Source organism: Vibrio splendidus, assembly GCF_024347615.1.
Lineage (GTDB): Bacteria > Pseudomonadota > Gammaproteobacteria > Enterobacterales > Vibrionaceae > Vibrio > Vibrio splendidus.
Genome location: NZ_AP025508.1, coordinates 1,343,327 through 1,367,738, shown reverse-complemented (window position 1 = coordinate 1,367,738; position 24,412 = coordinate 1,343,327). Strand labels below are relative to the sequence as shown.

Below are 24,412 nucleotides of genomic sequence, written 5' to 3'. Positions count from 1 at the left end.
GAGTTAATTATCAGAAGGTTAATGTTTTAATGAGTGAGTTTTCACAGTTGTTACGTAACTTCAGAAAGGAACTTCAATTTACACAAACAGAGTTTGCAACCTACTTAAATCAGCTGGACGATGAGTTTAATGCGGTTGACGTCGTAACGATAAATCGTTGGGAAAACAGTAAGGTAAAACCTAGTACATACAAAGCACTCAAGATATTACAGTACCTTGGCGGAGATTTGTTTGAGACAATAAAGAGCTTTAAGTCCGAACAAAAAGACACACTAATCGAACTGTTTTTAAACGAATCCTATGGCTCATTTCAAAGTAGAATTTCAGCTCTATCAGGCCTGAATCAACAACAAGGCGAACGCAACTTTAAGTCACTGCCTTTAATGTCAGAGCCGTGTGACACTGGCGTTATCGACAGAATCAAACTACTTTCTAAATTCACAAAAGTCGATATTTCGCCACTGGACCAAATTGATTTATATCTCTACTACTGTGAGAAAAAAGCACATGGTCACAAGCTGATCAATGTTGATGGCGACATTGTGAGTCACAACGTAGGCTTTTTCTTTGAAGACCATCAATTTGAGACATTAAAAACTCAAGAGCTAGATCTAAGAATGGCCTGCTCTTTAAATTCAAGCAAAAGCATAAATTATTTTAATATAAGCTCACACTCAGAGACAAAAGATCATGTTATTGAGCATATAGTTTCAGATATACAGTTACTTTCTCAGAACAAAAACATTAAAAAATATTCTGTTTTAGTAAAAGACCCCAATATGATGAGACTCTTGAAGAGTGTGGGATTTGAAGTATTTAAATTTTCAGAACCTTCTGCTAAAAAATGTAATATTACATTCAAAAATAAATATTATAGCTACTGTATATTAACGATTGATAAAATAGACTATCTGACGAATCGGAACGTAATGTCACTAATCAAAGATGAATATTCTACCATGATGAAATTTCCGCAATTACTGCGCGAAGCGCGCAAGAAATTGAAGTTAACGCAAAAGGATTTTGCGGCATACATTAATCACTTAGATGATGAATTCAGCTCTGTAGATGTCGTAACGATAAATCGATGGGAAAATAGCAAAGTAAAGCCAAGTAATTACAAAGCCCTAAAGCTATTGGACTGCCTTGGTCTGGACTTGTATACAACGTTGAAATCCTTTGATTCAGAAGATAACGAAGACCGTGCACTACTTGAAGACTTCCTTCGTGAGAGGTTCTTTTCGTTTCAAAGCCGAATATCGTCTATCACTAAAGGGGAAATAGAAGAAGGCTGCGACTGTCAGATCATGCCACTAATGACAGATCAGAATGACAAAGCAGTAATAGATAGAATAAAGCTGATTTCACAATATACAAAGGTGGATCCTTCAGCTCTTGATACTATCGATCTGTTCCTCTATTGCAGTGAAAAAAAGGCGCATGGCCGAAAAATGGTCGATGTTAATGGCGATATTGTTAGTCATAGCCTAGGTTTTTTCTTCAACGAAGAGGTATTCGAGCAATATCAAAATAAACATCTGCATATTAAGCAAGCTTGCTCTTTAGATTCTAACCAGAACTTAAATTACATTGTGGTTAGCGGTCACTCTGAAAAGCGCGAACAATCTATTGCGAACCTAATTTCCGATATGAAGCTTCTTGCAAGAAATACTAAGATTAAAAAGTATTCCATGATCATAAAGAACCCAAGTGCATTGGAACTTATGAAGAACATCGGATTTGAAATATGGAAGTTTTCAGAACCAACAGAACAAAAGTCGAACATCACCTTCAAAAACAAAAACTACCGCTATTGCGTACTGACTATCGACAAAATCGAATTACTGAGTAACAAGAATGTTATCGCATTTATTAATAAATATGGTTAACGACTCAGGTTTACTGGATATAAACAGCCACCAAACAATAGGTGGCTTTTTAATTCTCCGAGAGGCTACCCAATAGTAATCGGGTGAATAAGTCAATTAGCCAGATAACTACCAGCGGTATTCACACTGACAGACACCTAAGGCAATTGCGTCTGTATCTCAGATAACACCGTATCTAACCCTTCACCTAGGGCTTCAACAAGTGCTTCATAACCCGCTTCTTTCAAGGGTACTTTGGATTCGAAGTCGGCACGCGCAAGTACTGTATCTTGGTCGCTCAATACCCAAGTTCCTTTCACTTCTGCGTTTCCGGTATAAGAACCATTGAACTGCTCAAAGGTTATAGTCAACTCTCTTTCGGGCTCTCCTGATGTATCAGAAGTATTGACCCGCTCTTCAAGCAACCCTTCAAGGTTTTCCGCCCAAACGTGTTTACGCGCAGACACCAATTCATTCTCAGACTTGCGATAAGCTATTCCTATCGTGTCGAGGTAATCCGGCAAATCAACACTAGTTTTGACCTTAAAGATCGGTTTATCCAATGTACTTTCAGGCAAGAGGTACGCGTTAGTACCATCAGTAGGCGCTGCGCACCCCAAGAGCCCGACTGACACAACCAGTGATATAAATTGCTTTCTCATTATTCCACTCCCTTAACTGGAATCGGGTCTTCTTCTACTTCGCTACCGAACACTAACGCATTCGGTTTGTCGTTCAGCACTTTAATCAGTGGGCGAAGCTCTTTTAACACATGTTCTAACTCTTCAGATGCACTGATCAATTGCTTGTAAGCGTCGGAGTCATCATCGTAACTCTCTAATGTCGCCTCAAGTTGCTTCATGGTGTCACTCAGATCTTGTGGTAACGCTTTTGCGCCTTCACTACCCATCAGTTGATCGACACTCTTCAAGGTAGTATCTAATGATGCAAGCGATCCGTTTAAATTGGCGATAGTCGCGTCTAACGGTAGCTCGTTAATCTTGGTTAAGAAATCGGTGATCTGATTTTGAATTTCGGTTAGACCACCCGCGACAACCGGGAACACAGGGTAACCATCAAACTCTCTGGGTTCGTAAGTCTCCTCATCTTCATAAAAATTAATGTCGACAAACAGCGCTCCCGTGAGCAAGTTACCCGTTTTCAAGGTTGCTCTTAACCCTTCGCCCATTTGCAGCTTGACGCGTTCAGCAAAGGCTTCGGCATTCACGGCTCTAAAGACTTCAGAAACTCGTTCTATTTCCAGCTTGATTAAGATAGGAATACGGTTCGAGACCTTACCATCTTTATCCATGCGAATTTGTAACGGCACCGTATCCACAGTGCCAATCCTGACACCACGATACTCCACTGGAGCCCCTTTCCTTAAACCTCGAACCGATTCTTCAAATAGCAACACATACTTGATCGATGTCGTGTACTTACCTTGTAGAACCGCGTCGTAATTGTCGTACAGTGTGTACTCTTGAAGGTTCTTTTTTATCTGCAATCCAGGCTTAATACTCTCGGCTACATCAAAGCTCACACCACCAGTCAGGATGCTTTCTATTGATGCAAAGTTAACATCTAAACCATTCGCACCAAACTTCACATCGATTCCAGAAGATAGCCAAAACTGCGTTTTTTCGAAAATCAGGCCATCATAAGGTGCAAAGATAAATAGTTGGTATTTACCCTCTTTCTTTTCATAGTCAAAGCTTGTTTTCTCAACCCGACCCACCACGAAGCCATGATGCAAGACAGGTTCTCCTACACGCAGTTGATTGGCCTTATTATGTGAAACCACCACACGAATTCCTTTGGTATCTGGTCCCGCGACGGGTGGTGTGTCTAATACATCGAACTTCAATTGAGACTCACTCGATTTACCCGGCTTCAACTCAATGTACGACCCCGACAAAATGGTCTCAAGCCCACTAATGCCATCGGTGCCGACATGGGGCTCAACCACCCAAAACTGGGTTTCTTTATTGATCATGCGTGAGGCTTTCTTGTCTATCTGAGCTTTGGCTATGATGTATTCGTAATTTTCACTCAGCGCGACATCCGTAATAGTGCCCACATGTACATTTTTAGACTTAATTGCTGTCTTTCCAGCTTCGATACCTGAAGCATCAGGCAAGATCAAAATGATCTCTGGTCCGCGATTGTTGAAGTACTGAAACAACATCCAACAACCGACCAGAACCGCGATAATGGGCACAATCCAGACCGGAGACAATTCATTTTTTTTTGATACTTTCGCATCTGACGCGCTTTGTTTTTCCATATACCCCACACCTCTACCGAGAGATTATTTCCATATAATTCGAGAATCAAAAATCATTGCCGACAACATAGTGAAAATGACGACGGCAGCAAAAGACAAAGCAGCAGGCCCAGGATAAATCGCCATCAATCCGTCTAATTGAACCAAGGCAACCAGAATGGCAACCACAAAAATATCTATCATTGACCACCGACCAATAAACTCAGTAACACGGTATATTTTGAGAAATCGAGTCGCTTCATCAACAGGTAAACCCTGAACCCTTTTTGCATTCCAATACAAGTATGCGAGTGCAATCATTTTTGCCATCGGTATAAACACACTGGCAAGCAAGATGATCAAAGCGACTGGGTATGACCCCATATTCCACAGAATGATGACACCTTCGATGATGGTTGAACCTTCACTCGTCCCGAATGCAGACGTATACATCATTGGGTATAGGTTTGCCGGGATGTAAAAAATAATGGATGTGAGTAATAGAGCCCACGCTATCTGAAGGTTTTTGGTTGGATTAAATCGGTGTAGGTGAACATGACAACGAGAGCATTGACTAAGTTGTTCATCGTACAAGTGAACCTGCCCACAAACATGACAAACCAAATGATCGTGCTTTTGAAAAAGGCTACCCGTTACCGATTCATGCAACGGCTTAGGTGGGATCAATCGGTCCCAGATCCAATCAAAATCAACCAACGAAATGGTTTTGACCACCAGCATAGCGTAGATACCAAATGCCCAAAATGATATGCCCATAGAGACATCGGCTAGTGCTGCTATTTTAATCAAACTAACCAACACACCAATCAAAAATACATCCACCATGAGCCACGGTTTAACCCAGCTCAAAGTCTTTAAAATGAAGATCGCTAAACGGCTTAGGTTCGGCGAGTGGGTGCGCTTTTTTTCAGTCAACGAATAGAACCAGATCGCGCTAATCAGAAAATAAGCAGGTAAGAAAATAACGGCAAGAAATAAGAGTGCGGCAATCAGTGAATTATCTAACCTATTCATCATATCCACGGCTTGATAAAGGGTTATTTGTTGACTGATACCTTGGACGCTAAATGACATATAGGGAAAAGTAAGACTCATCACGAGTGTGATCAAACTGGCCACTGCGTAGGCCATCACTCCTTGCCCCTTACTCGCACCGATGCTGCACAATGTATGATGACAACGAGGGCACGACGCCTCACTGCCCGAAGGTAATTCCCGGAACTGGCTGACTAACCCACATTCGATGCATGACTTGGTACAAAGATCAGACAATAACGGCACCTCTTAGCGGTTGATAAGCAACTAGACACTAAGACTAACTATAAGTAAGGGTTGGATTTTTTGCCAATATGCACACAATTAAACAAATACAGTATCGTAGAAATGAGAGGTAGAAAGATAAAAGAAGAGATGACCAATTGGCCACGTCCTCACAACCCTAGAGCTGTGTCTAGAAAGCTTAAACTAAGTTCTGCTTAAGCTTATCTTCCAACGCTTGAACACACAGCTTGATAGCGATAGGTGTGTTTGAAGCGAATGGGTTCAACGCATAAACCGTGTTGGTCGGTAGTTGAAATGCTGGCATCATGTCGACCACCTCACCGGATAGCTGATGAAGGTAAAAGTCTGGAATCACACCGATACCAACGCCAGATTTGATCAAGGCGAGACAACTGTGAAAGGAGTTCGTAATGCAGCTGGCTGGCTGTTTGTAAATAAAATCTTGTTCATTTTGCGAACTAAAGTGATGAGTCACCTGTTTTCCCTGCCAAGAGTTTGCGATGTAAGGAATAGATTCAAGCTCACGAGAGAGCATGCTTTCAACACCACATAACACGTCTTTAAACTCACCTAAACGCTTTTGCTTTAAGTTACTGTCACGAGAAGTTCCTACTCGTACTGCGAGATCAATATCGTGTTCCATGAAGTCTAGATGCTGATCGTCGCTTATCAGTTCTGGCTTTAACTTCGGATATTGCTTCATTAGATCTGCAATGACGGGTACGACGAGCAAGTCCATCAGAGCATTCGACGCCGTAATACGAATCCGACCTTGGGGCTCTTCTAGCTCAGCTTTCGCCATATCCCAAGCCGATTCAGCGATCACGTTGATGTCTTTGCAACTCAAATAAAAACGCTCACCCATACTGGTCAGAGATTGCCTGCGTGTTGTGCGCTTAAGAAGAGAAGCGCCTAGCTCTTGTTCTAAAATTTTGAGGTGCTGACTGACGACAGATTTAGACAACTCTAGCTTTTCAGCCGCAGCTGATACTGAACCCTGCTCTACGATATGAGCGAAAATCGACATCTGCTTTAGCTTACTCATCTTATTGTTCTCTTTTTACAAACAGTATTTTCTATTATCTCTGTTTTTCAAATCAATTTCCAAGACTAAACTCAATTCAACTTATCGAGATACCAAATCAAAAAGACAGTGCTCGAAACAAGACTGTTATGGAGAAAGACAATGTTAGACAACCAAATTTTAGAAGCATGTAAGCAAGGCATTAACGCGTGGCAGAAAGCATTCAACAGCCAAGATGCAAAAGGTTGTGCCGATCAATATACTGAAAGCTGTGTAATGGAAGCGCGTCCATTTGGTACTTTTGAAGGTCGTGAAGCGATTCAAGCATTTTGGCAAAACATCATCGACCAAGGCTTCAAAGACGTTGATTACACCGATGTTAAGTGGGAAGAGCACCCAGAAGGCGGCTACATTCTTACCGCTAGCTGGACAATGAACAAAGCGTTTGGTGTTGTACATCGTGAGCACTGGGCACTTGAAGCCGATGGCTGCGCTCGCTTAGTAAGCGACGACTTCGAAGTTCAAGGCGAACGCTAGAGCTGTAATTAAAAGCTAGAAGCTCACAGCTCAAAAATAGAAACAGAAAACAAAAAGCCAGCAATCCAAATGGACTGCTGGCTTTTTAATGTTTGACTCTGTCGCCTTTTCACTTGATTTGAAGGTGATTCAGTGACTCTACACAATCACTCAACACGCTCATCATTTCAAATCAAAATGTCTAGTAAGACAGAGCAAATACAAGTCAACGTTACAGTGCTGCTTTCTTCGCTTCTGTAATCCAACCATCGAACGTGCTTTGGTTCGCTTTGATCCAACCATTTACGTGCGCTTCGATATCCGCAGAGCTGTTCTTGCCTTTACTCATCATCATGTTCTGAGCACTTACATCATTGATGTTAAGTTTGATGATCTCGAAAAGCTTCGCTGCTGATGGGTTGTTCTTAGCAAACTCTTTGTTCGCAATAATGCGCATTGAGTTCATTTCGAAGCCGTAGTTTTTGCCGTTAGATAACGTCGTGTCCACGTTCGAACGCTCGCCAGGAAGTGCTGAGAAAGGAACTTCTAACCAAACTACATCTTCGTTAGGCACCAATACGCCACTTACCCAGTAAGGTGTCCACGTGTAGTAAAGAATTGATTCACCCTTTTGGTAACGAGAAATCGTATCTGCAATGATTGCAGCGTAGTTACCTTGGTTGTGAGTTACCGTATCGTCCAGTTTGAACGCTGAAAGTTGATGTTCAATCACCATCTCACAACCCCAACCTGGGTTACAGCCTGTAAGGTCTGCTTTGCCATCACCGTCAGCATCAAACAGCTTCGCGATTTTCGGATCCGTCAGTTGACCAATGTTAGTGATGTTGTATTTTTCAGCCGTTTTCTTATCAATTAGGTAACCTTGAGCGGCACCGCTTACATATTGGCCTTCGCGGTAGAATTTGTCATCGCCGCCCGACATTTTGTATTTATCAGCATGAAGCGGGAACCAACCTACTGTTAGGAACGTCGCGTCACCTTTTGCGATAGAGGTGTAACCTACGTTGTAGTCCACTTCTTGCGTAGATTTCACGTCGTAGCCAAGCTCTTCAAGGGCGCGGTTAACAATCAACGTTTGGAATGTTTCTTCCGCTACAGACGATTGAACTGGCTGAACTGATACACCTTCACCCGGTAAGCTTGCTGCCCACACGTTCGTTGATACTGCTAATGTAGAAACGATGCTAACTGCAAGTTTGCTCTTCCATGAATTATTCATTGGTGTTTTTCCTTAATTGTAGTTCTGATTTGTTACCGCGATTTATCGCATTGAGCACAAGAGAAACAGGGCCCATGTGGTACCAGCGTAATTTTGTATTACCTGCATTTACCCCGAGAACTTGGGTAATGCGGTCAAGCAGGATTGCTAGAATAACGATGCCGAGACCACCAACAGCGGCCAGTCCCATATCTAGACGGCCGATACCTCTCAGTACCATTTGACCTAAACCACCTACCGCGATCATTGATGCGATAACCACCATAGATAGCGACAACATCAGTGTTTGGTTTACGCCCGCCATAATGGTTGGTAATGCAAGTGGCAGTTGAATTCGGTAAAGCATCTGCTTTTTGCTTGCACCGAATGAATGACCCGCTTCGATCAAATCTTCCGGTACTTGCTGAATACCCAAAATGGTTAAACGTACCACCGGTGGCAGTGCGAATATAATGGTCACCACCACACCTGGAACGTTACCGATACCAAACAGCATTACGATGGGTACTAAGTAAACGAAGGCTGGCGTTGTTTGCATAGCGTCCAGAATTGGGCGAACGAATTTAGCCGCCGTGTTACTTCGGGCGAGCCATATCCCCATAGGTAAACCTATCAATAGGCAGAAGAATACAGATGTCATCACCAGTGAAAGCGTGGTCATCGCTTCAGACCAAGCGCCAATCAAACCAATCATAGTAAGAGATACTGCCGTAGCAACACCCAATTTCAGGTTTGAAAACTGCCATGCCACCAAGAACAAAATGATGAGCATAAATGGGGCTGGCGTAGACACCAATGCCGTTTCAAATGAACTTAGAATGAAATCGATAGGTACACGAATTGCTTGAAACAATGGTCGTCCGTGTTCAACTAGCCAATTCAATCCAGACTCAACCCAAGTATCAACAGGCAAAACTGCCTCTGCAAAAGGATTAAGAGGATCAAAAGGAATGGTTTCTACGGTTTCACTGCTTAGCCAATCTGCCGATGGTGAAGTGTCAGCGGCTTGACCCCAAGGATCACTTGATGGCTGAGCGGCAGGAGCAGACTGTGACCATGGGTCATTATTTGTTTGTTCAGACGACATGATCTACCCCTTATCCAATGTTTGTAGCAAACGTGACTTAGTTACCACGCCAAAGTAATTACCTTGCTCATCCACAACAGGAACTGAGTAAGGCACACCACCAACAAGGCCAAGCACGTCATTGATTGGTAAATCAGGGTTCAGCGTTAATCCATCATCGAGCTGCGCGCTTACTAATGATTTGTTCTCTTTGTGAGCTTTGCGAAGAGAGTCAATAGAAACAATGCCGGAGTAGAGGCTGCTCTTCTCAACAACGATGCCGTATTCACGGTCGTTATCCATTAGGATTTGCAGAGCGGAAGCTGGACCGTCGTGTTCTGACTTTTTAAATACCGCAGCTGGTTTCTTACGCGCAATGTCTTTCACAGTAAGTACGCTTGCGACATTTACACCACGGAAAAAGGCTTCGACATAGTCGTTCGCTGGGTTGTTAAGAATTTCGTCTGGTGTGCCCACTTGAACCACTTCACCGTTTTGCATAATGGCAATACGGTCACCGATTCTCATCGCTTCATCCAAATCATGGGAGATGAATACAATCGTTCGTTTATCGTCATTTTGAAGACGAATCAGTTCATCTTGCATTTCAGTACGAATCAAAGGATCGAGTGCCGAGAACGCTTCGTCCATTAACAGGATATCTGGGTCACATGCCAAGGCTCGCGCTAGACCAACACGTTGTTTCATACCGCCAGACAATTCATCTGGGTACGATTCTGAGTATGCGCCAAGGCCTACGCGCTCTAACGCTTCAAATGCTGACTGTTTTCGTTTATCTACTTCAACACCTGCCAGCTCAAGGCCAAATGCAGCATTTTCGATAACTGTCATATGCGGCATCAGTGCGAAATTTTGGAAAACCATGGAGATGTTGTTGCGGCGGACTTCGCGCAGTTCATCTTCTGAGATGTGGGCAATGTCTTTGCCTCGAAGAAGCACATTACCTTTGGTAGGTTCGATTAAGCGGTTAAGAAGGCGTACTAGGGTTGATTTGCCAGATCCTGACAATCCCATAATCACGAAAATCTCGCCTTCTTGGATACTAAGAGAAACATCGTTAACACCGATCGTTAACCCTGTTTCTTCGAAAATTTTGTCTTTATCCGCGCCTTCATTAATCATTGTAAAAGCACGGTCGGTGTCTTCACCAAACACCTTGTACAGTCCCTTAACTTCCAGTATGGGATCCATATAATCTAATCCTTTCTTAGCTATTTTAACTTAAAAATGGTTATTTAAGCTCGAAAAACGATTAGCACTCTAAGCAATGTAGAGCTGTAAATCAAGGGGTTGCGTTCGGTAACCCTTATCAAAAACAACCATTTCTCCAACCAAAATCAAGTTTCAACATCCAGGAAAAAACCATCAAAACACTGATAATAAAGGATATTAAACCAATATAAATGCGTTCGAGATTATCTATTACTTACTGATAGATTATTGAATATTTATTTCACATTAAAACAATTAATGGGTGAAACAGACTAGGATTCAACGTAAATACTTCGTGCACAAATAATTCGAATACAAACTATTTATTGCAGTTTAACGATATCTAAAAACTGGACATTTGCGCTTTACGGAGAGCAAAACCTCCCCTCTTCTTCTTTATCGATGTAACAAGAAGATCGGTATAGCTTCGGCAAGAACGCAGAGGTATTCACAACCGCTCATTTAAACTAATAGAGGGCCAGAAGGCCACTATATGAAAATAGAAATAGCCGATGGAATAAACCAAGTTTGGCACTGGTCAAATTGATAGAATTATCTTCAATATCCAAAACATAACGCCAAGTGTGATGCTTACTGCAAACTAGTGAATGTCGATTATCTAAGCCGAAAGACAACTTGTAGAGTCCTCATTGCTGAGCCATTATTTATAGTAGAAATCGACATACTTTCCGCGATTATTAAAGAAAAGGACAAGGCGCTCGAATGATAAAAATGCTGGTGTGTGACTTTGACGGTACGCTTGATGGGGGTTCATCTCATGGGATTAATCAGTTATTTGACTACTTAGCGGAGCAACCTGATATCCGCTTTATCATCGCGACGGGTAGAACTCTGCCCTCAATCCGGGTGGGCTTGGCATCAGATAACTACCCGAAACCACACAGTATTATCAGCGATGTGGGCACCAGAATTCATCACGATCACTCCCAAAAGCCTGATCATATTTGGCACAACCAATTAGAAGCTTCTTGGAACAAATCAAAGGTAGAGTCAGCACTGGCGCCACTCGATTTCATGGGCGAACGCTTAGAGAGCCATCAGGGTGATTACAAAATCACTTTTGAAGGAAAGCTCTCAGAGCCTCAGCATGAACTGATCGAATCGAGCTTAGAATTGCACGGATTAGATGTACACCTCACCTACTCTCACGATTGGTACCTAGATATCACGCCTAAAGGTGTCAATAAGGCCACAGCGATTCATCATCTACTTAAACAACATGAGTTGAGCATTGAAGAAGTGTGCGTTGCCGGTGACTCCGCCAACGACACCTCTATGCTGACAATAAAGGGCGTAAACTCAATATTAGTGGCTAACCATTATCCTGAGGTCGCTCACTTGTCTGATCGAGACAATGTGTATACTAGCAGAGCAACACACGCTGAAGGTGTGTTAGAAGGACTTAAATACTGGCAATTGCAAACGGTAGCGGGCAGTTAGAACTGGCGGAGTTGAGATATCTCCTCGTTACTTCACGTCCTTACTTCCAACCTGGAAGCCAATGCTCCTTGTCGGTTAGATCTCGCCAATTAATGGCTTCCTCTCGTTTGGTCATCACTGCTTCTATCAAGCAACGAATCACCTCCCCTTCTTCAAACTCGACCTCAGTGACCATAAAGTGCTTTTCTTTCTTTACTGGGCTAACAGCAGTCCATTTACTGCGAAGTAACTTCTTTGGGTTGATCCGGTTCATGATCTGATCTCTCGCTGTGATGTCGTTGATTATTATGAGTTGTCGACTCGACACAGAGTAATAGTCTCTGTGGCACAAAAAAGATCATAAAAAAAGCCAGCGATTAAGCTGGCTCTATTCTGTCGGCTATTTCTCTCGTTAGAGATTAACCATTTTTAGGTGGATCAAATGCCGTCAGTTCTAATGCTGGGCCTGTGTATTTTTCAATCTTCACAAGCGCAGAGTTCGCAGCACAGCCATTCGCCAAACGAGAAGTCGGGATATCCAACGTAAGCACGTTACAGCCACCGTTTTTACATAGACCTGTATCTTTATCTAAATCAGGCCAACCGCCTTCGTGGATACATACAGCGCCTTGCTTGATGCCATCAGTCACTAGTGCACCAACCAGTACTTGTCCACGATCGTTGTATGCACGAACGAGATCACCCGTTTTGATGCTACGTGCTTTCGCGTCTTCTACGTTAATTGAGATAGGCTCACGGTTACCGATCGCATACTCTTCGCGGATCTTCGCGTAGTTGAACTGGCTGTGTAGACGGTGCGCGGCGTGCGCTGTCATCAGTTGCAGTTCATCACTTTTCGCTTTACCGAAGAACTCAGTAGGCTCAATCCATGTTGGATGTGGGGGACAATCATCAAGCTTGTAGCCTTCGATGGTTTTAGAGAAGATCTCAATCTTACCACTTGGCGTACCTAGCGGATTCATCACTGGATCCTTACGGAAGTCAGCATGACGAACAAACTGTGCCGCCTTCTTATTGTATTTCATTTCAATAAGCTGGTTATCGTCCCAGAATTTACCAAATTTAGGCATACGAACACGTGCAGATTTGCCTGCTTTTTGTGCCGCATCGTAGAAGCCTTTCAACCATGCCATTTCGTCTTTGCCTTCAGTGAAGACATCACGGCCGCCTGCTTTGATCATCTCAGACATGTCTGCAAATACATCGAAGTCATTACGCGCTTCACCTTGAGGTTCAACCGCTTTCTTCATTGGCACTAGGTGTTGGTTACTGTAGTCACCCGTCATCGTCATATCATTACGTTCAAATGACGTAGTAATTGGCAACACAATATCGGCGTGCTTGGCAGCGGCTGTCCAGTAGATCTCAGAAATAACCACTAGCTCAGGTTTTTGCCACGCTTTGATCAGGCGGTTTGTATCTTGGTGATGAGTAAAGTTACCACCGCCCGCCCACCAAATCATTTTCAGGTCAGGGAACGTCAGTTCATGACCATTATGCATGTATGTTTTACCTGGATTTTCTAGAGCTTCTGTAATACGAGCAACAGGGAATGCGTTCACCGCTCCTGAGACAGCCCAGTCATTACCCGCAGAAGAACCGCCACCAATTGAAGCTGAGATAGCTGGCAATACACCCGCATCACGAGTTGGGTTACCGCCGTTCGAGTAGTGGTAAGAAAGACCGAAACCACCACCTGGAAGACCAATCTGGCCAAGCATTGCAGCTAGAGTGACCACCATCCAGTGACGTTGTTCACCGTATTGTTGACGCTGAATGCCCCAACCTGCCATAAGCATGGTGCGGTTCTGACTGAAGATATCTGCAAGTAGCTCAAGTTGTTTCGCAGGAACGCCTGTGATCTCTTCAGCCCATGCTGGTGTCTTTTCAACACCGTCTTCTTTACCCATCAGGTACGCTTCAAACTTGTCGTAACCGCTGGTGTATTTGCTTAGGAATTCAACATCGTGCTTACCTTTCTTGACCAAAGAGTGCGCGATACCCATCATCATTGCCACATCAGTCATTGGGCGCGGTGCAATCCACTGAATTGCATCACCAAAGAAATCGATCGTTTCTGAGCGCATTGGGTCGATTGCGATGATTGTTTTACCGGACTTCTTAAGCTTGTGGAAGAACTCTAGACCAGAACCGTCTGTAGAACTCCAAGCAATCTTAAGCGTGTTCATAGGGTTCATACCCCACAACACAACAACGTCTGAACTTTCTAATACAACCGGGTGAGTAGTTTGTTGCTCATAAACTTCAATAGAACCCATTACGTGCGGCATAATGACCTGCGCAGCACCTGTTGAGTAATCACCAAGGTGACCTGAGTAACCACCAGCCAAGCTCATGTAACGTTGCAGCAACGTTTGTGCTTTATGCAGTACGCCACTTGAACGCCAACCGTAAGAGCCCGCAAATACGGATTCAGGACCGTTCTCTTTACGGATGCGCGTTTGCTGTTCGTGGATAAGCTTGTAAGCTTCTTCCCAAGATACGCGAACGTATTCGTCATCACCGCGAGTTCCTGTTGGAGCTGATGGATTATCTAGGAAGCCTTTACGTACCATTGGGTATTTGACACGAGCTTTGGTGTGAACCTGATCAGGACCAGTCGTTTGCAAGCTATTTGGGACTGTTTGTGCGAGAGCATTAGTCGTTGAAACCAATTTGCCATCTTTTACTTCACACAACATAGGTCCCATACGACCTGCCGTTAATACACCTTTACCACGCTTGTTCGCAGCTGACGCTGTCATTGGCGTCAATGATGTAAAAGCTAGCGCACCAGCAGCCATGCTCGTTCCTTTGAGGAACCCGCGACGAGTAATATCTGTCATAATTATTTCCCTTTGTTTCTTAGTGGCCAACCACATCTTTCGCGTGGTTCTGGAAGAATTTAGTAAGCAGTTCTAGATCTTGGTCTGAAATATCAGTACGTTCGCCCATGCCTTTAGCAACAGGACCCCAAGCGTTCACCGTGAAGTGGTTTGCACCAATTTTTGCGTGACACGTTGAGCAGTAAACATTGTCGAGTTCTTCAGCGTAATCCCAGATTGGCTCGAGTGAATCCAGTACAGGCGCATCAACGTTCGCGGTTAGCACCGCCGTTCGCCATTCATTGCCGTACGCATCCATTTTAAAATCACCAACTTCAAGGTTCTGTTGCCCTTGGTCTGTCAGCATCGCAACGATTGAACGTTGACCTTCGCCGTAGTAAAGCACCTGTTCTGCACCCTTCATCTGGTAAGCATGCAACTCGATTGTGCGCTCAGTACCTTCAACACTTTTCACATCTAGGCGTGCCGTTGGATTGATAGTGCCAAGGTCACCAATACTGATGGTTTCTGCTGAGTAAACGACTTTCGCATTCGGGTCTGTTTTTTCGGTGAATGCCATCAAATTATCAAAGGCTTCGCTGTCCATTTCTGGCTCAGGAGCAAAGTGAGCAACACCTTTGTGACAGTCGATACAAGTCTGATTATTCTCTTGTCCGTACTCATGCATTTTTGCTGCATCTTCAGATTGCTCGTAACTGTCCATCGCATCGAAAGTATGACAAGAACGACACGTGGCTGAATCGCTTTCACGCAGTTGCGCCCACACGGTTTCTGCCATTGCCATACGGTGTTCTTCATACTTGTCTTCGGTATCAATCTTGCCAGTCACAAACTCATGATAAATATCTTTAGACGCACGAATCTTGGTGATTACGTAGTCAATTGGATCGGAAGGAATATGACAGTCAGAACACTCAGCTCGAATGCCTTTTGCATTGCTGAAGTGGATTGAACCTTCATATTCTTCATACGGAATTTGCATAGTGTGGCAAGAAGTACAGAACTCAGTACTCGATGTGTAGTGCATAACGGCTGCAGTACCGCCCAGCGTTAACCAGCCAATACCTATACCAACAGCGGCAATAAGAGCGATATATCGTTTTTTAATAGACATATTTAGAAATCATCTTCAACAATTAGTAACAATTGCGATCAGAATAATACTTTAGGGTTAGTCACTATTGATTCACGTCATAAATTGTCTTTATTGACAATAAAGAAAGTGAGCAATGAGACCTAAATACAAATCACTTATAACCATGACTGCGCAACCATTTGGTTTTATATTCACAAAACAAATAAGGGCGCGTTGATTTATAAAATCCACCTGAAAATAACGGCGTACTTCCCCATTAAAAAGCGTACTAGAATCAAGATAAGGAGTAGCGAACACATATACAATATTTGCAAATTTACGGTACTGAAATAGACATGAACCAAACAGAATTCCAGCAAAAAATAGCGAGTTTCACCGCCATAGAACAAGCGCTTGATTACTTTGAAATTGGCTTTGATAGCAAGTTTATCGACCAAAATAGAATAGAGCTCGTGAAGCGCTTTAATGGTTATCTGATCCTCTCGAAACCCGATGATTGGTTTTCTGGAAGAAGAGCACTGAAAAACGCGTACTGTAAGGTTCAACGCAGTAAACTGGATCGCTACACACGATCAGCCTGTCGTGGCTGTACGACTTGCCAGCGCCGCTAGTTCAAAATCAGAAAGCTTAAAACGTAGATAACAAAAAATAGAGAATTGAAATAACATCTCATTACGATTTAGTTAGTGGTTTGCTCGAAAAAAAGTGTGCTAGTCTTACGGCAACTCAACTACGAGATAAAAACTACAATGAAAATTTTCAGCAATTTCGAAAGCGGCAACATTCACGTCGTTTCAGCAGATTCACCACAAAACATTCAATTGACTATCCCAGCAGACAACCAGACTGAAATCTCTCAATGGTTTCATTTCCGTTTAGAAAGTGAAGCTCAACAAGCTCACCACTTTGAAATCGGCCAATTGGCAACATCTGCTTACCCTGATGGGTGGAAAGATTATGATGTTGTAGCATCTTATGACCGTGAAGAGTGGTTCCGTATTCCATCTCAGTTCGATGGCGATACATTAAACTTTGATATCATCCCTGAACACGATTCAATGTACTTCGCGTACTTCGCGCCATACTCATACGATCGTCACCAAGATCTTCTGCACAGTGCTCAAACGCACCCAGCATGTAAGCTTGAAACTCTGGGTCACACGCTAGATAACAACGACATCACCTTGCTAACTATCGGTGAGCCAAGTGAAGAGAAGAAAAACATCTGGGTTATTGGTCGCCAACACCCAGGCGAGACTATGGCTGAATGGCTAATCGAAGGTCTGCTGCAACGCCTGCTTGATGAAACAGATACGGTCGGCCGCTCTCTTCTAGATAGTGTTGTTTTCCGTGTTGTACCGAACATGAACCCAGATGGCAGTATCCGTGGTCACCTGCGCACTAATGCGATTGGTGTAAACCTTAACCGCGAATGGCAATCACCTTCTCTAGAACGCAGCCCTGAAGTTTTCCTTGTGCGCGAGCGCATGCTAGAAACCGGCGTTGATCTGTGCCTAGACATTCACGGTGATGAAGCGATTCCATATAACTTTGTTGCAGGTAGCGAAGGCACACCTTCATACAACGAGCGCATTGCAAAACTGGAGAATCACTTCAAGCAAGCGCTTCTGACTATCACGCCAGAATTCCAAGATGAATTTGGTTACGATAAAGACGAACCGGGCAAAGCAAATATGACCGTCGGCACAAATTGGATCGGTGAGCAGTTCAAATGTCTAGCTTACACTGTCGAGATGCCGTTTAAAGATCACATCAGCCACGCTGACGAACTTTACGGCTGGTCTCCAGAGCGCAGTGTTGCATTTGGTCACGACATGCTAGCAGCGGTTTGGGCAACAGTAGACGAGCTATAAAACGAACCATAGACAGGCTAAGCGCTTTAGTTTGTCCGTATAGTTAGTTTGTTGCATATATAGCAAAGCCCAGCACTTGTGAAAGTGCTGGGCTTTTTAATATCGGATCTGAATGAATGACTTGGGCTTTAAGGCATCTAACTTTAAAAGCTTTTTATGCCACTCTGAGGCTAGCAAAAAATACTGGGTATCTTTGTCTAATGTGTCTTTGTTCTGACACCATATCTTTGAAGCTTGGTCCTTCTAACAACTGAACGATCACTTCATCGCCTTCTTGTCGCAGCACTGCACCACTAATATCAATGGTGTTGTTATCGTGCAGTCTTAAACTGCCCGCCATTGAGAAGCCTCGATAAACAGGAATGATGTTACGCATCATCAAGCGCACACCCTTTTCAGACACTTCACTCACATGAAAAAGCTCATCCTTAATTCGCATCACTGGACGTGCCTTTTTTGGGTACTTCAAGCGGTAATATTTGCGTTTCTGGGTGAATAACTCTTCACTCATCTGTGACTCCCTGTCTCTGTTTATTCGGTAAAGCAATAGCCTTTAGCTTCAATTGGATTTCGAACGAACACATTCACCGAATTGATAGCTGACCATTATATCGACTTTACGAGCTAATGCTTTAGAGATTTATGCACAGAAACAAGGATTGCTGAGCATTCAGTAAAAAGTGAGATATGAGTCGTATATGCTAGGGGTTCGATTGTTAGCTATGACCCCTAAAGCTGAAACAGCGCCAACTGAATACTGAAGCCAACAAACAACAACCCGCACACAATATTCATCCATTGAGACGTGCGCTTTTTCGTCAATAATCTCTTAAACGTATCAGCCATCAAAATGACAACCAAAAACCAGGTAGCAACCACTGTCGCCTGTATCGCGCCCAACATTAAACTGTCGGACACAATGTGATCCTTAGAAACAAACTGAGGGAATATCGAAAGGTAGAACAGAACGATTTTAGGGTTCAGTAGATTAGTGAGGAGTCCTTTGAAAAACTGGTTATAAAGCTTACTACTCGATGCACTCACTATAGCAAGCACGCCCTCTTGAGCTCGCAGTGCCGCTCGAAAGTGATTATAACCAAGCCAGACTAAGTACAAGACACCCGCCCACTTCAATCCCTCAAAGGCCATTGGAGTCTGAGATAACAGTAAGCTCATGCCATTCGCAGAAACAAACGCATGAAACAAGAACCCGCATGACACACCCAACACGTTAATAAACGCAAACAACTTTCTTTGAGTTAAAGCCGTGCTCAATACCAACAGAGCATTTGGGCCTGGAATGATGGCAATAAAAAACACAATGACAATAAACAGCCAGATACTTTCCCAACTCATTTCGCTCTCATTTCCTTAAAGCTTCCTAATCATACTTGATCGTTTTAGGGCGGGTATTGTACGTCCATTCAATACCATTACAATATGCCCAACGTATAATTAGCTTGGCTTAGCTCGCTTGCCTTAGTTCAGTTGTATGGATAACGCTTAAATTTAACGTGTATAATTCACCCGTTTATCCTGTAACGCAGCAAAACTCATTCTCTAACATTTATAGCCCTGTTAGACTCCACCTCCATTTTGATACTTGGTTCATTTATGTCATTTGATAACCTCACCCTTAACGCAAAAACCGTCACAGCGATCCCTTCTCAATTCGACAAACCGACTGAGATACAACAAGCAGTAATTCCATCAATTATTGCGGGTAAAGACGTACTTGCGTTGGCTCAAACGGGTAGCGGAAAAACATTGGCGTTCGGCTTACCCTTGCTGAACAACATCAACCATGATGTGAATGGACTGCAAGCGCTTATCATCGTCCCGACACGTGAACTCGCGTCTCAAGTGACTGAATCTTTAGAGCCGGTCGCGACAGCGCTCGATATCAAATTCGTAACCTTAACCGGTGGCGTGAATACTGATGATCAGCAGCAACAATTACTAACCCAACCGCAATTAGCAATCGCTACTCCGGGGCGTCTACTTGCTTTAATCAAAAGTAGCGAACTGGATGTAACTCAGTGCGTATCATTGGTTCTTGATGAAGCCGACCGCCTGATCGACATGGGTTTTTGGCCCGATATTCAAGCGATTACTGCAGCACTACCGAGCAAACGTCAGTCACTATTGTTCTCTGCGACACTTCCGCCAGAGTTGGTTAGTCAGGCTGAGCTGCTTCTTTCAAACCCAGTTAAAGTCACGACACACCAAGAAAACAGCGTGGTCGCGACTATTGAAGAAACTCTGTATTTAGTGAACAAAGGCAGTAAGGCTCAAGCGCTTATCGCCCTACTTCATCAGAGCCCATGGCCGCAAGTATTGGTGTTCATTGGTGCGAAAGACAATGCCGACGCATTAACCAAGCGATTGAATAAATCCAAAATCAATGTGAGTGCGTTACACGGAAATAAGAGCCAAGAAGAACGAGAGCAAGCATTAGAGAGTTTCAAAAATGGCGAGACCCGTGTGCTTATCGCGACTGATGTGATGGCTCGCGGCATCCATATTGATCAGCTGCCTGTCGTGATTAATTTTGATTTGCCGACACACTCCGCAACTTACGTACACCGAGTTGGTCGCACAGCAAGAGCAGGAAGCACTGGTTGCGCTATCTCTCTGGTTAGTCACAGCGAAACTGATTACTTGAATGCGATTCGTACTCTGACCAATAAGCCTCTTGTGCTACAAGCATTAGAAGGTTTCCCTGTTACAGACAAACCTGCATCTGAAGCCACAGCTCGCAAACGTCCACCTAAAGACAAAATGGCTAACCGAAGAACCGCAAAGAAGAAAAGTGCTAAGCAATTTAAGAGCAAGCCAAGTTCTTCGAAATAGCCAGTTCTTCAAAATAGCCAGCTCTTCAAAATAACCATAGAAAATCGATTAGCCCAGTTTGTACTGGGCTTTTTATATGCAATCAGATGTAAAATCACAACCTATCGACTCAGACAAAATGCCAATTTAAATGACACTTTTGTGAATTATGATGCCAAGGTATTGATTCTTGGTTGCTCAAAAAAAATACTTTCTGATCACGTTGACGCCCCTATATCTGGCAACTAAATTTTTCTATTAGTGTCTAAAAACCGGGAGGTCATTGAAATGAAACGTGCAAGCTCTACATATCGATTACAACTGATTAAGGAAGTGGCTACTCGCCGAGATCGTCAGAGTTCCAATGACCCAATGGCAAACTACATACAAAACCTAATCGACAACAAAGACGACTGTGATACCTCGGTCGAACGCAACCAGAGGTTCAGTGGTAGTCATTTTGATGAGCATATTGGTGGTTGGGTTAGCGACCACTGGGGTAGCAAGTAGTCCGATATCTCCAGTCACTCGTGTCATAAATAAAGCAGCGTAACCGCTGTAGAATTTATCTCCGCATTAACCTATCATCTGCAACAAATCCCTATCATTGAGTAAGCAGAAAGTGTCTGAGTTAAAAAGAGAAAAAGAAGTGATGGTTGCCTTCCAAGTGATCCCTCGCGTCAAAGAAGGCAACAACTTCGAAGTAGTTGATAAAGCCATTGAAGTTGTGAAAGCAGCCGATGTGCCTTTCCAAGTTGGTGCGATGGAAACCACAATGAAAGGTGAGCTCAATCAATTACTCGATATCGTTAAAAAGGCAGAGCAAGCTTGTTACGATGCAGGGGCTGTAGAAGTGATAACCAACATTAAGATTCATAGTAAAACCACCGAGGCCGATGATACATTTTGTACATACCATCGTGGTGTAACGAAAGCGAATCACATGTTTGTTTAGCAATATGTTTATTTCAGAAAGCTGTTTATTTCAGAAAGCTGTTTATTTAAGAAAACAGGGCTTTAAGAAAGACTCTGAAGAACCAGTGATGTTATTGAAAAGGCATGTCTGAAAGGTGAGAAAGGATTTCCATTCGTTCTTCTTCTGACATCGAATGCCAATCACGCGGGCTCTCTTCAGGGTCATTTTTCGCCCCAATATTTTTTCGATCCAGCGCTTTAACCGGTTCTTTTTTGAGTTTTACGTTCTTTTTATTCATACCGACATCACTCCTTCTGGTACAAAGGTACCTACCTTAATATTACACCCCAACCATTATGTAAAGTAATAGTTACTTCGGAGTTAAATAAAATCTTGATACTTCCTCTTTAACCGAAAAGATCTCTTTGGGGACTTGTATTTCCCTCTTCGTCGACCGACTTACCAACCAAGTTTTTTTGCTTCATTATCTTTCTCCGATAGCGCTGACGACAAAGCTTAATCACGTGCAATTGTTCTGACGGAGTCATCGACATCCAATTAAAGCGCTCTTCTCTCTTGCGCATACAACCATTGCAATAGCCTTTATCATCGCTTGAGCAAACCCCAACGCAAGGGCTTGGAACCTGGAAAAACTCTAACTGCTCCACCATGCCTCCTTACACATCAAAATCGAGCTTACTAATTAAAAAATAAGCGATTAATTTGTCGCCCAGCTCGTGAAATTCATACTAAACTATGACCTTATACTGACACATATAGTGTTTTGTAAACTATACTTTGAACCCATCAAGTTACACTTATTCGGTAACTTCGTTCTTTCCTTTGGAGCCTTATAATATGAAGTTTAGTTCAAAAAAATTACTAGCAGTAGCCGCTTTACCTATGATGCTAGCAGCATGCACAACAACAGGTGACAACGCGATGCAAGTAACACCAACCGATCTACAGCACCATAACTGGGAACTTGCGCAAATTGATGGCAAGGACATTGTGAAAAGCGAAGACCAAGCAGCTCCTCGTCTAGAGATCGGCGAAAAGATGACTGCAAACGGCATGGCTGGTTGTAACAACTTCTTCGGTCAAGGCGAGCTGAAAGACGGTCAATTCCGTATCAAGCAAATGGGCATGACAATGAAAATGTGTCACGGTTCAGCAATGGAAATCGAACAGTCGGTTTCAGCTACTCTAAGCGAGTGGAGCGACGTAACCCTAACAAACGATACGCTAGTACTGAAAAACGATGTACACACGCTAACGTACACAATTCGTGATTGGGTAAACTAATCCGTTCTCGAAATAGATATTGATTAAAGGAGCCTTCATGGCTCTTTTTTTATTGCCTGCTTACCCTCACAACACCTTCAAAATTAACACTCATCGCCTACTTTTCGTACCAACCTCCAATAAACCTCAAATATCTCTCATTTAGATGCAATAAATTCACTGGTTTATCGGTCTGTTGCTAGGATGGTAAGAGCCTAGAGTCTGTCGAGCTTTCGAGACGATTGCATATCGAACAAAGTTTAACCAAAAAAGACCAGCACGCCCTCCCTGCTTGTTCTCAAGTAATTGATTGAATTTACTGTTGAATTAGAATTTATTTCAGAAACAGATAGAATAACTGTAGGGAGTTCTAAATAACAATGCTCTTACCCGTTCACTACCAAATGGAAAAGTTTATGAACAAGATAGTAAGTACGTTAGGAATCATGGCAACCGTTGCATACAGCGCAACCATTTATGCTGATGAAGCAACATCAACCAATAACTGGAACCAAATCGAACAGCAGGCAGAGGGACAAACTGTCTACTTTCACGCTTGGGGCGGTAGCCAAGAAATCAATCGTTACCTACAGTGGGCGGGCAAGAAATTACAAAGTGAGTACGGTGTTACCTTAAAACATGTGAAAGTAACCGATATTGCAGAAACGACCACTCGCCTACTCGCAGAAAAGGCGGCAGGAAAGAACACTGAAGGCAGTGTCGATATCGTCTGGATTAACGGCGAGAATTTCCGTTCAATGAAAGAAAATGCCTTGTTGTTTGGGCCATTCACTCAAACACTTCCAAACTGGCAGTACGTGGATAAGTCTTTGCCGATCGATGTCGATTTCTCGGAGCCAACAGAAGGCTTGGAGGCACCTTGGGGCGTTGGGCAACTGGTCTTCATCCACGACCAAGAAACACTGCACAATCCGCCACAATCGTTTTCAGAGATGTTGAGCTACGCTCAGGCTTTCCCGAATCGCTTAAGCTACCCGCGCCCACCAGAGTTTCACGGTACGAGCTTCATTAAGTCTCTACTGATTGAGCTAACAAACAACAGTCCTGCGCTTGCTAAACCCGTTTCAGAAGATACCTTCCAAGACGTTACGGAACCACTGTGGGCCTACTTAGATAAATTCCATAAAGTGGCGTGGCGCGGTGGCAAACAATTCCCAGCAGGCACATCGGAAAGCATCCAGCTTCTGGATGACGGACAGATCGACCTCGCGATTACGTTCAATCCAAACTCTGTATATTCAGCACAATCAAGTGGCCGCCTAGGGGAAACTACCAAGGCTTATGCGTTAGAAAGCGGCGCTCTGTCTAACATTCACTTCCTTGCGATTCCTTGGAATGCCAATGCAACCGCGGGTGCTCAAGTGACCATCAACTTCTTGTTGAGCCCAGAAGCACAATCTCGCAAAGGTGACCTCAATGTTTGGGGTGACCCTTCTGTATTGAGCAGTAAGTACTTAACCGGCAGCGCTAAAAATACTCAGCAATTTAAATCGATTGATGAACCGCATCCTAGTTGGCAAAACGCGCTCGAGAAAGAGTGGCTTAAGCGATACGGTAACTAACCTCC

The 24,412-nt window shown here is 43.4% G+C and carries 24 protein-coding genes; 10 read left to right on the top strand and 14 right to left on the bottom strand.

The window, feature by feature from the left end:
* Window positions 1-29 precede the first annotated feature (29 nt).
* Entirely contained in the window at window positions 30-1,889 is a 1,860-nt protein-coding gene (locus tag OCU90_RS06155) for a helix-turn-helix domain-containing protein (RefSeq protein WP_061022597.1), read from the top strand.
* 137 nt (window positions 1,890-2,026) lie between these two features.
* Here OCU90_RS06155 and OCU90_RS06150 read toward each other — a convergent pair whose 3' ends face one another.
* The 4 genes from OCU90_RS06150 to OCU90_RS06135 all read right to left on the bottom strand — a co-directional run bounded on the left by OCU90_RS06150 (window position 2,027) and on the right by OCU90_RS06135 (window position 6,481).
* Window positions 2,027-2,530 carry a PqiC family protein gene (locus OCU90_RS06150; RefSeq protein ID WP_061022599.1) on the bottom strand — a complete coding sequence of 168 codons (504 nt, stop codon included), beginning with the start codon at window positions 2,528-2,530 and terminating at the stop codon, window positions 2,027-2,029.
* Window positions 2,530-4,155, bottom strand: coding sequence for an intermembrane transport protein PqiB (pqiB, locus tag OCU90_RS06145; RefSeq protein ID WP_061022601.1), 1,626 nt, complete (start codon window positions 4,153-4,155; stop codon window positions 2,530-2,532). The genes OCU90_RS06150 and pqiB overlap by 1 nt, the downstream gene beginning before the upstream one ends.
* 24 nt (window positions 4,156-4,179) lie before the next feature.
* Window positions 4,180-5,427, bottom strand: coding sequence for a paraquat-inducible protein A (locus OCU90_RS06140; RefSeq protein WP_240513388.1), 1,248 nt, complete (start codon window positions 5,425-5,427; stop codon window positions 4,180-4,182).
* Between the two features lie 187 nt (window positions 5,428-5,614).
* Window positions 5,615-6,481, bottom strand: coding sequence for a LysR family transcriptional regulator (locus OCU90_RS06135; RefSeq protein WP_061022604.1), 867 nt, complete (start codon window positions 6,479-6,481; stop codon window positions 5,615-5,617).
* A gap of 141 nt (window positions 6,482-6,622) precedes the next feature.
* Here OCU90_RS06135 and OCU90_RS06130 point away from each other — a divergent pair, with 141 nt between their 5' ends.
* Window positions 6,623-6,997 carry a YybH family protein gene (locus OCU90_RS06130; RefSeq protein ID WP_029222090.1) on the top strand — a complete coding sequence of 125 codons (375 nt, stop codon included), beginning with the start codon at window positions 6,623-6,625 and terminating at the stop codon, window positions 6,995-6,997.
* A 211-nt stretch (window positions 6,998-7,208) separates the two neighbouring features.
* On the opposite strand, the gene proX is transcribed toward OCU90_RS06130, so the two are convergent.
* From proX to proV, 3 genes are read right to left on the bottom strand one after another with little or no spacing between them, the layout of a single operon-like run.
* Complete coding sequence (proX, locus tag OCU90_RS06125; RefSeq protein WP_017090099.1) at window positions 7,209-8,216, bottom strand: glycine betaine/L-proline ABC transporter substrate-binding protein ProX; 1,008 nt, start codon at window positions 8,214-8,216, stop codon at window positions 7,209-7,211.
* Window positions 8,209-9,303 (bottom strand): glycine betaine/L-proline ABC transporter permease ProW, encoded by a 1,095-nt coding sequence (proW, locus tag OCU90_RS06120; RefSeq protein WP_004734649.1) that lies wholly within the window; start codon window positions 9,301-9,303, stop codon window positions 8,209-8,211. The genes proX and proW overlap by 8 nt, the downstream gene beginning before the upstream one ends.
* A gap of 3 nt (window positions 9,304-9,306) precedes the next feature.
* Entirely contained in the window at window positions 9,307-10,494 is a 1,188-nt protein-coding gene (gene proV, locus OCU90_RS06115) for a glycine betaine/L-proline ABC transporter ATP-binding protein ProV (RefSeq protein ID WP_017086175.1), read from the bottom strand.
* A gap of 744 nt (window positions 10,495-11,238) precedes the next feature.
* On the opposite strand from proV, the gene OCU90_RS06110 reads away from it, so the two are divergent.
* Complete coding sequence (locus OCU90_RS06110; protein WP_029405186.1) at window positions 11,239-11,976, top strand: HAD-IIB family hydrolase; 738 nt, start codon at window positions 11,239-11,241, stop codon at window positions 11,974-11,976.
* Window positions 11,977-12,016: 40 nt separating this feature from the next.
* Here the strand turns inward: OCU90_RS06110 and OCU90_RS06105 are convergent, their stop codons facing one another.
* From OCU90_RS06105 to OCU90_RS06095, 3 genes are all read right to left on the bottom strand, one after another.
* Entirely contained in the window at window positions 12,017-12,229 is a 213-nt protein-coding gene (locus OCU90_RS06105) for a TIGR02450 family Trp-rich protein (RefSeq protein WP_017093192.1), read from the bottom strand.
* A gap of 145 nt (window positions 12,230-12,374) precedes the next feature.
* Window positions 12,375-14,822 (bottom strand): molybdopterin guanine dinucleotide-containing S/N-oxide reductase, encoded by a 2,448-nt coding sequence (locus tag OCU90_RS06100; protein ID WP_029405185.1) that lies wholly within the window; start codon window positions 14,820-14,822, stop codon window positions 12,375-12,377.
* 19 nt (window positions 14,823-14,841) lie between these two features.
* Window positions 14,842-15,936: a NapC/NirT family cytochrome c gene (locus OCU90_RS06095; RefSeq protein WP_061022607.1), complete on the bottom strand. Its 1,095-nt coding sequence runs from the start codon at window positions 15,934-15,936 to the stop codon at window positions 14,842-14,844.
* A gap of 317 nt (window positions 15,937-16,253) precedes the next feature.
* Here OCU90_RS06095 and OCU90_RS06090 point away from each other — a divergent pair, with 317 nt between their 5' ends.
* The gene (locus tag OCU90_RS06090; protein ID WP_004734654.1) at window positions 16,254-16,529 is read left to right on the top strand and encodes a nitrogenase-stabilizing/protective protein NifW; all 276 of its coding nucleotides are present in this window, start codon (window positions 16,254-16,256) and stop codon (window positions 16,527-16,529) included.
* Between the two features lie 138 nt (window positions 16,530-16,667).
* The gene (locus OCU90_RS06085; RefSeq protein WP_029406069.1) at window positions 16,668-17,792 is read left to right on the top strand and encodes a M14 family metallopeptidase; all 1,125 of its coding nucleotides are present in this window, start codon (window positions 16,668-16,670) and stop codon (window positions 17,790-17,792) included.
* Window positions 17,793-17,946: 154 nt separating this feature from the next.
* On the opposite strand, the gene OCU90_RS06080 is transcribed toward OCU90_RS06085, so the two are convergent.
* Together OCU90_RS06080 and OCU90_RS06075 are read right to left on the bottom strand one after the other, a co-directional pair.
* Window positions 17,947-18,303, bottom strand: coding sequence for a hypothetical protein (locus tag OCU90_RS06080; protein WP_004734656.1), 357 nt, complete (start codon window positions 18,301-18,303; stop codon window positions 17,947-17,949).
* Between the two features lie 218 nt (window positions 18,304-18,521).
* Complete coding sequence (locus tag OCU90_RS06075; protein WP_061022609.1) at window positions 18,522-19,148, bottom strand: LysE family translocator; 627 nt, start codon at window positions 19,146-19,148, stop codon at window positions 18,522-18,524.
* A gap of 258 nt (window positions 19,149-19,406) precedes the next feature.
* Here OCU90_RS06075 and OCU90_RS06070 point away from each other — a divergent pair, with 258 nt between their 5' ends.
* The 3 genes from OCU90_RS06070 (at window position 19,407) to OCU90_RS06060 (ending at window position 21,579) form a co-directional block, all read left to right on the top strand.
* On the top strand, window positions 19,407-20,645 hold the full coding sequence (locus OCU90_RS06070) for a DEAD/DEAH box helicase (protein WP_061022612.1): 1,239 nt from the start codon (window positions 19,407-19,409) through the stop codon (window positions 20,643-20,645).
* Between the two features lie 267 nt (window positions 20,646-20,912).
* Window positions 20,913-21,134 carry a hypothetical protein gene (locus OCU90_RS06065; RefSeq protein WP_004734659.1) on the top strand — a complete coding sequence of 74 codons (222 nt, stop codon included), beginning with the start codon at window positions 20,913-20,915 and terminating at the stop codon, window positions 21,132-21,134.
* 142 nt (window positions 21,135-21,276) lie between these two features.
* Complete coding sequence (locus OCU90_RS06060) at window positions 21,277-21,579, top strand: thiamine-binding protein (RefSeq protein WP_017065764.1); 303 nt, start codon at window positions 21,277-21,279, stop codon at window positions 21,577-21,579.
* Window positions 21,580-21,670: 91 nt separating this feature from the next.
* Here the strand turns inward: OCU90_RS06060 and OCU90_RS06055 are convergent, their stop codons facing one another.
* Window positions 21,671-21,838, bottom strand: coding sequence for a hypothetical protein (locus tag OCU90_RS06055; RefSeq protein ID WP_017079018.1), 168 nt, complete (start codon window positions 21,836-21,838; stop codon window positions 21,671-21,673).
* 109 nt (window positions 21,839-21,947) lie between these two features.
* The gene (locus OCU90_RS06050; protein WP_017079017.1) at window positions 21,948-22,211 is read right to left on the bottom strand and encodes a DUF1289 domain-containing protein; all 264 of its coding nucleotides are present in this window, start codon (window positions 22,209-22,211) and stop codon (window positions 21,948-21,950) included.
* 187 nt (window positions 22,212-22,398) lie between these two features.
* Between OCU90_RS06050 and OCU90_RS06045 the strand changes: the two genes are divergently transcribed.
* Together OCU90_RS06045 and OCU90_RS06040 are read left to right on the top strand one after the other, a co-directional pair.
* A complete protein-coding gene (locus tag OCU90_RS06045) occupies window positions 22,399-22,845 on the top strand; it encodes an META domain-containing protein (RefSeq protein ID WP_004734625.1) in 447 nt (148 codons plus the stop codon).
* 395 nt (window positions 22,846-23,240) lie between these two features.
* Window positions 23,241-24,407 (top strand): ABC transporter substrate-binding protein, encoded by a 1,167-nt coding sequence (locus OCU90_RS06040; protein ID WP_061022614.1) that lies wholly within the window; start codon window positions 23,241-23,243, stop codon window positions 24,405-24,407.
* Window positions 24,408-24,412 lie beyond the last annotated feature (5 nt).

What these genes read in the sequence shown, in the direction of transcription:
- OCU90_RS06100 (WP_029405185.1), bottom strand. Translation starts at nt 14,822, where the DNA reads ATGACAGATATTACTCGTCGCGGGTTCCTCAAAGGAACGAGCATGGCT.
- proX (WP_017090099.1), bottom strand. Translation starts at nt 8,216, where the DNA reads ATGAATAATTCATGGAAGAGCAAACTTGCAGTTAGCATCGTTTCTACA.
- OCU90_RS06110 (WP_029405186.1), top strand. Translation starts at nt 11,239, where the DNA reads ATGATAAAAATGCTGGTGTGTGACTTTGACGGTACGCTTGATGGGGGT.
- OCU90_RS06040 (WP_061022614.1), top strand. Translation starts at nt 23,241, where the DNA reads ATGAACAAGATAGTAAGTACGTTAGGAATCATGGCAACCGTTGCATAC.
- OCU90_RS06075 (WP_061022609.1), bottom strand. Translation starts at nt 19,148, where the DNA reads ATGAGTTGGGAAAGTATCTGGCTGTTTATTGTCATTGTGTTTTTTATT.
- OCU90_RS06065 (WP_004734659.1), top strand. Translation starts at nt 20,913, where the DNA reads ATGAAACGTGCAAGCTCTACATATCGATTACAACTGATTAAGGAAGTG.
- OCU90_RS06085 (WP_029406069.1), top strand. Translation starts at nt 16,668, where the DNA reads ATGAAAATTTTCAGCAATTTCGAAAGCGGCAACATTCACGTCGTTTCA.
- OCU90_RS06155 (WP_061022597.1), top strand. Translation starts at nt 30, where the DNA reads ATGAGTGAGTTTTCACAGTTGTTACGTAACTTCAGAAAGGAACTTCAA.
- OCU90_RS06055 (WP_017079018.1), bottom strand. Translation starts at nt 21,838, where the DNA reads ATGAATAAAAAGAACGTAAAACTCAAAAAAGAACCGGTTAAAGCGCTG.
- OCU90_RS06095 (WP_061022607.1), bottom strand. Translation starts at nt 15,936, where the DNA reads ATGTCTATTAAAAAACGATATATCGCTCTTATTGCCGCTGTTGGTATA.
- OCU90_RS06050 (WP_017079017.1), bottom strand. Translation starts at nt 22,211, where the DNA reads ATGGTGGAGCAGTTAGAGTTTTTCCAGGTTCCAAGCCCTTGCGTTGGG.
- OCU90_RS06080 (WP_004734656.1), bottom strand. Translation starts at nt 18,303, where the DNA reads ATGAGTGAAGAGTTATTCACCCAGAAACGCAAATATTACCGCTTGAAG.
- OCU90_RS06070 (WP_061022612.1), top strand. Translation starts at nt 19,407, where the DNA reads ATGTCATTTGATAACCTCACCCTTAACGCAAAAACCGTCACAGCGATC.
- proW (WP_004734649.1), bottom strand. Translation starts at nt 9,303, where the DNA reads ATGTCGTCTGAACAAACAAATAATGACCCATGGTCACAGTCTGCTCCT.
- OCU90_RS06150 (WP_061022599.1), bottom strand. Translation starts at nt 2,530, where the DNA reads ATGAGAAAGCAATTTATATCACTGGTTGTGTCAGTCGGGCTCTTGGGG.
- pqiB (WP_061022601.1), bottom strand. Translation starts at nt 4,155, where the DNA reads ATGGAAAAACAAAGCGCGTCAGATGCGAAAGTATCAAAAAAAAATGAA.
- proV (WP_017086175.1), bottom strand. Translation starts at nt 10,494, where the DNA reads ATGGATCCCATACTGGAAGTTAAGGGACTGTACAAGGTGTTTGGTGAA.
- OCU90_RS06090 (WP_004734654.1), top strand. Translation starts at nt 16,254, where the DNA reads ATGAACCAAACAGAATTCCAGCAAAAAATAGCGAGTTTCACCGCCATA.
- OCU90_RS06060 (WP_017065764.1), top strand. Translation starts at nt 21,277, where the DNA reads ATGGTTGCCTTCCAAGTGATCCCTCGCGTCAAAGAAGGCAACAACTTC.
- OCU90_RS06045 (WP_004734625.1), top strand. Translation starts at nt 22,399, where the DNA reads ATGAAGTTTAGTTCAAAAAAATTACTAGCAGTAGCCGCTTTACCTATG.
- OCU90_RS06135 (WP_061022604.1), bottom strand. Translation starts at nt 6,481, where the DNA reads ATGAGTAAGCTAAAGCAGATGTCGATTTTCGCTCATATCGTAGAGCAG.
- OCU90_RS06105 (WP_017093192.1), bottom strand. Translation starts at nt 12,229, where the DNA reads ATGAACCGGATCAACCCAAAGAAGTTACTTCGCAGTAAATGGACTGCT.
- OCU90_RS06130 (WP_029222090.1), top strand. Translation starts at nt 6,623, where the DNA reads ATGTTAGACAACCAAATTTTAGAAGCATGTAAGCAAGGCATTAACGCG.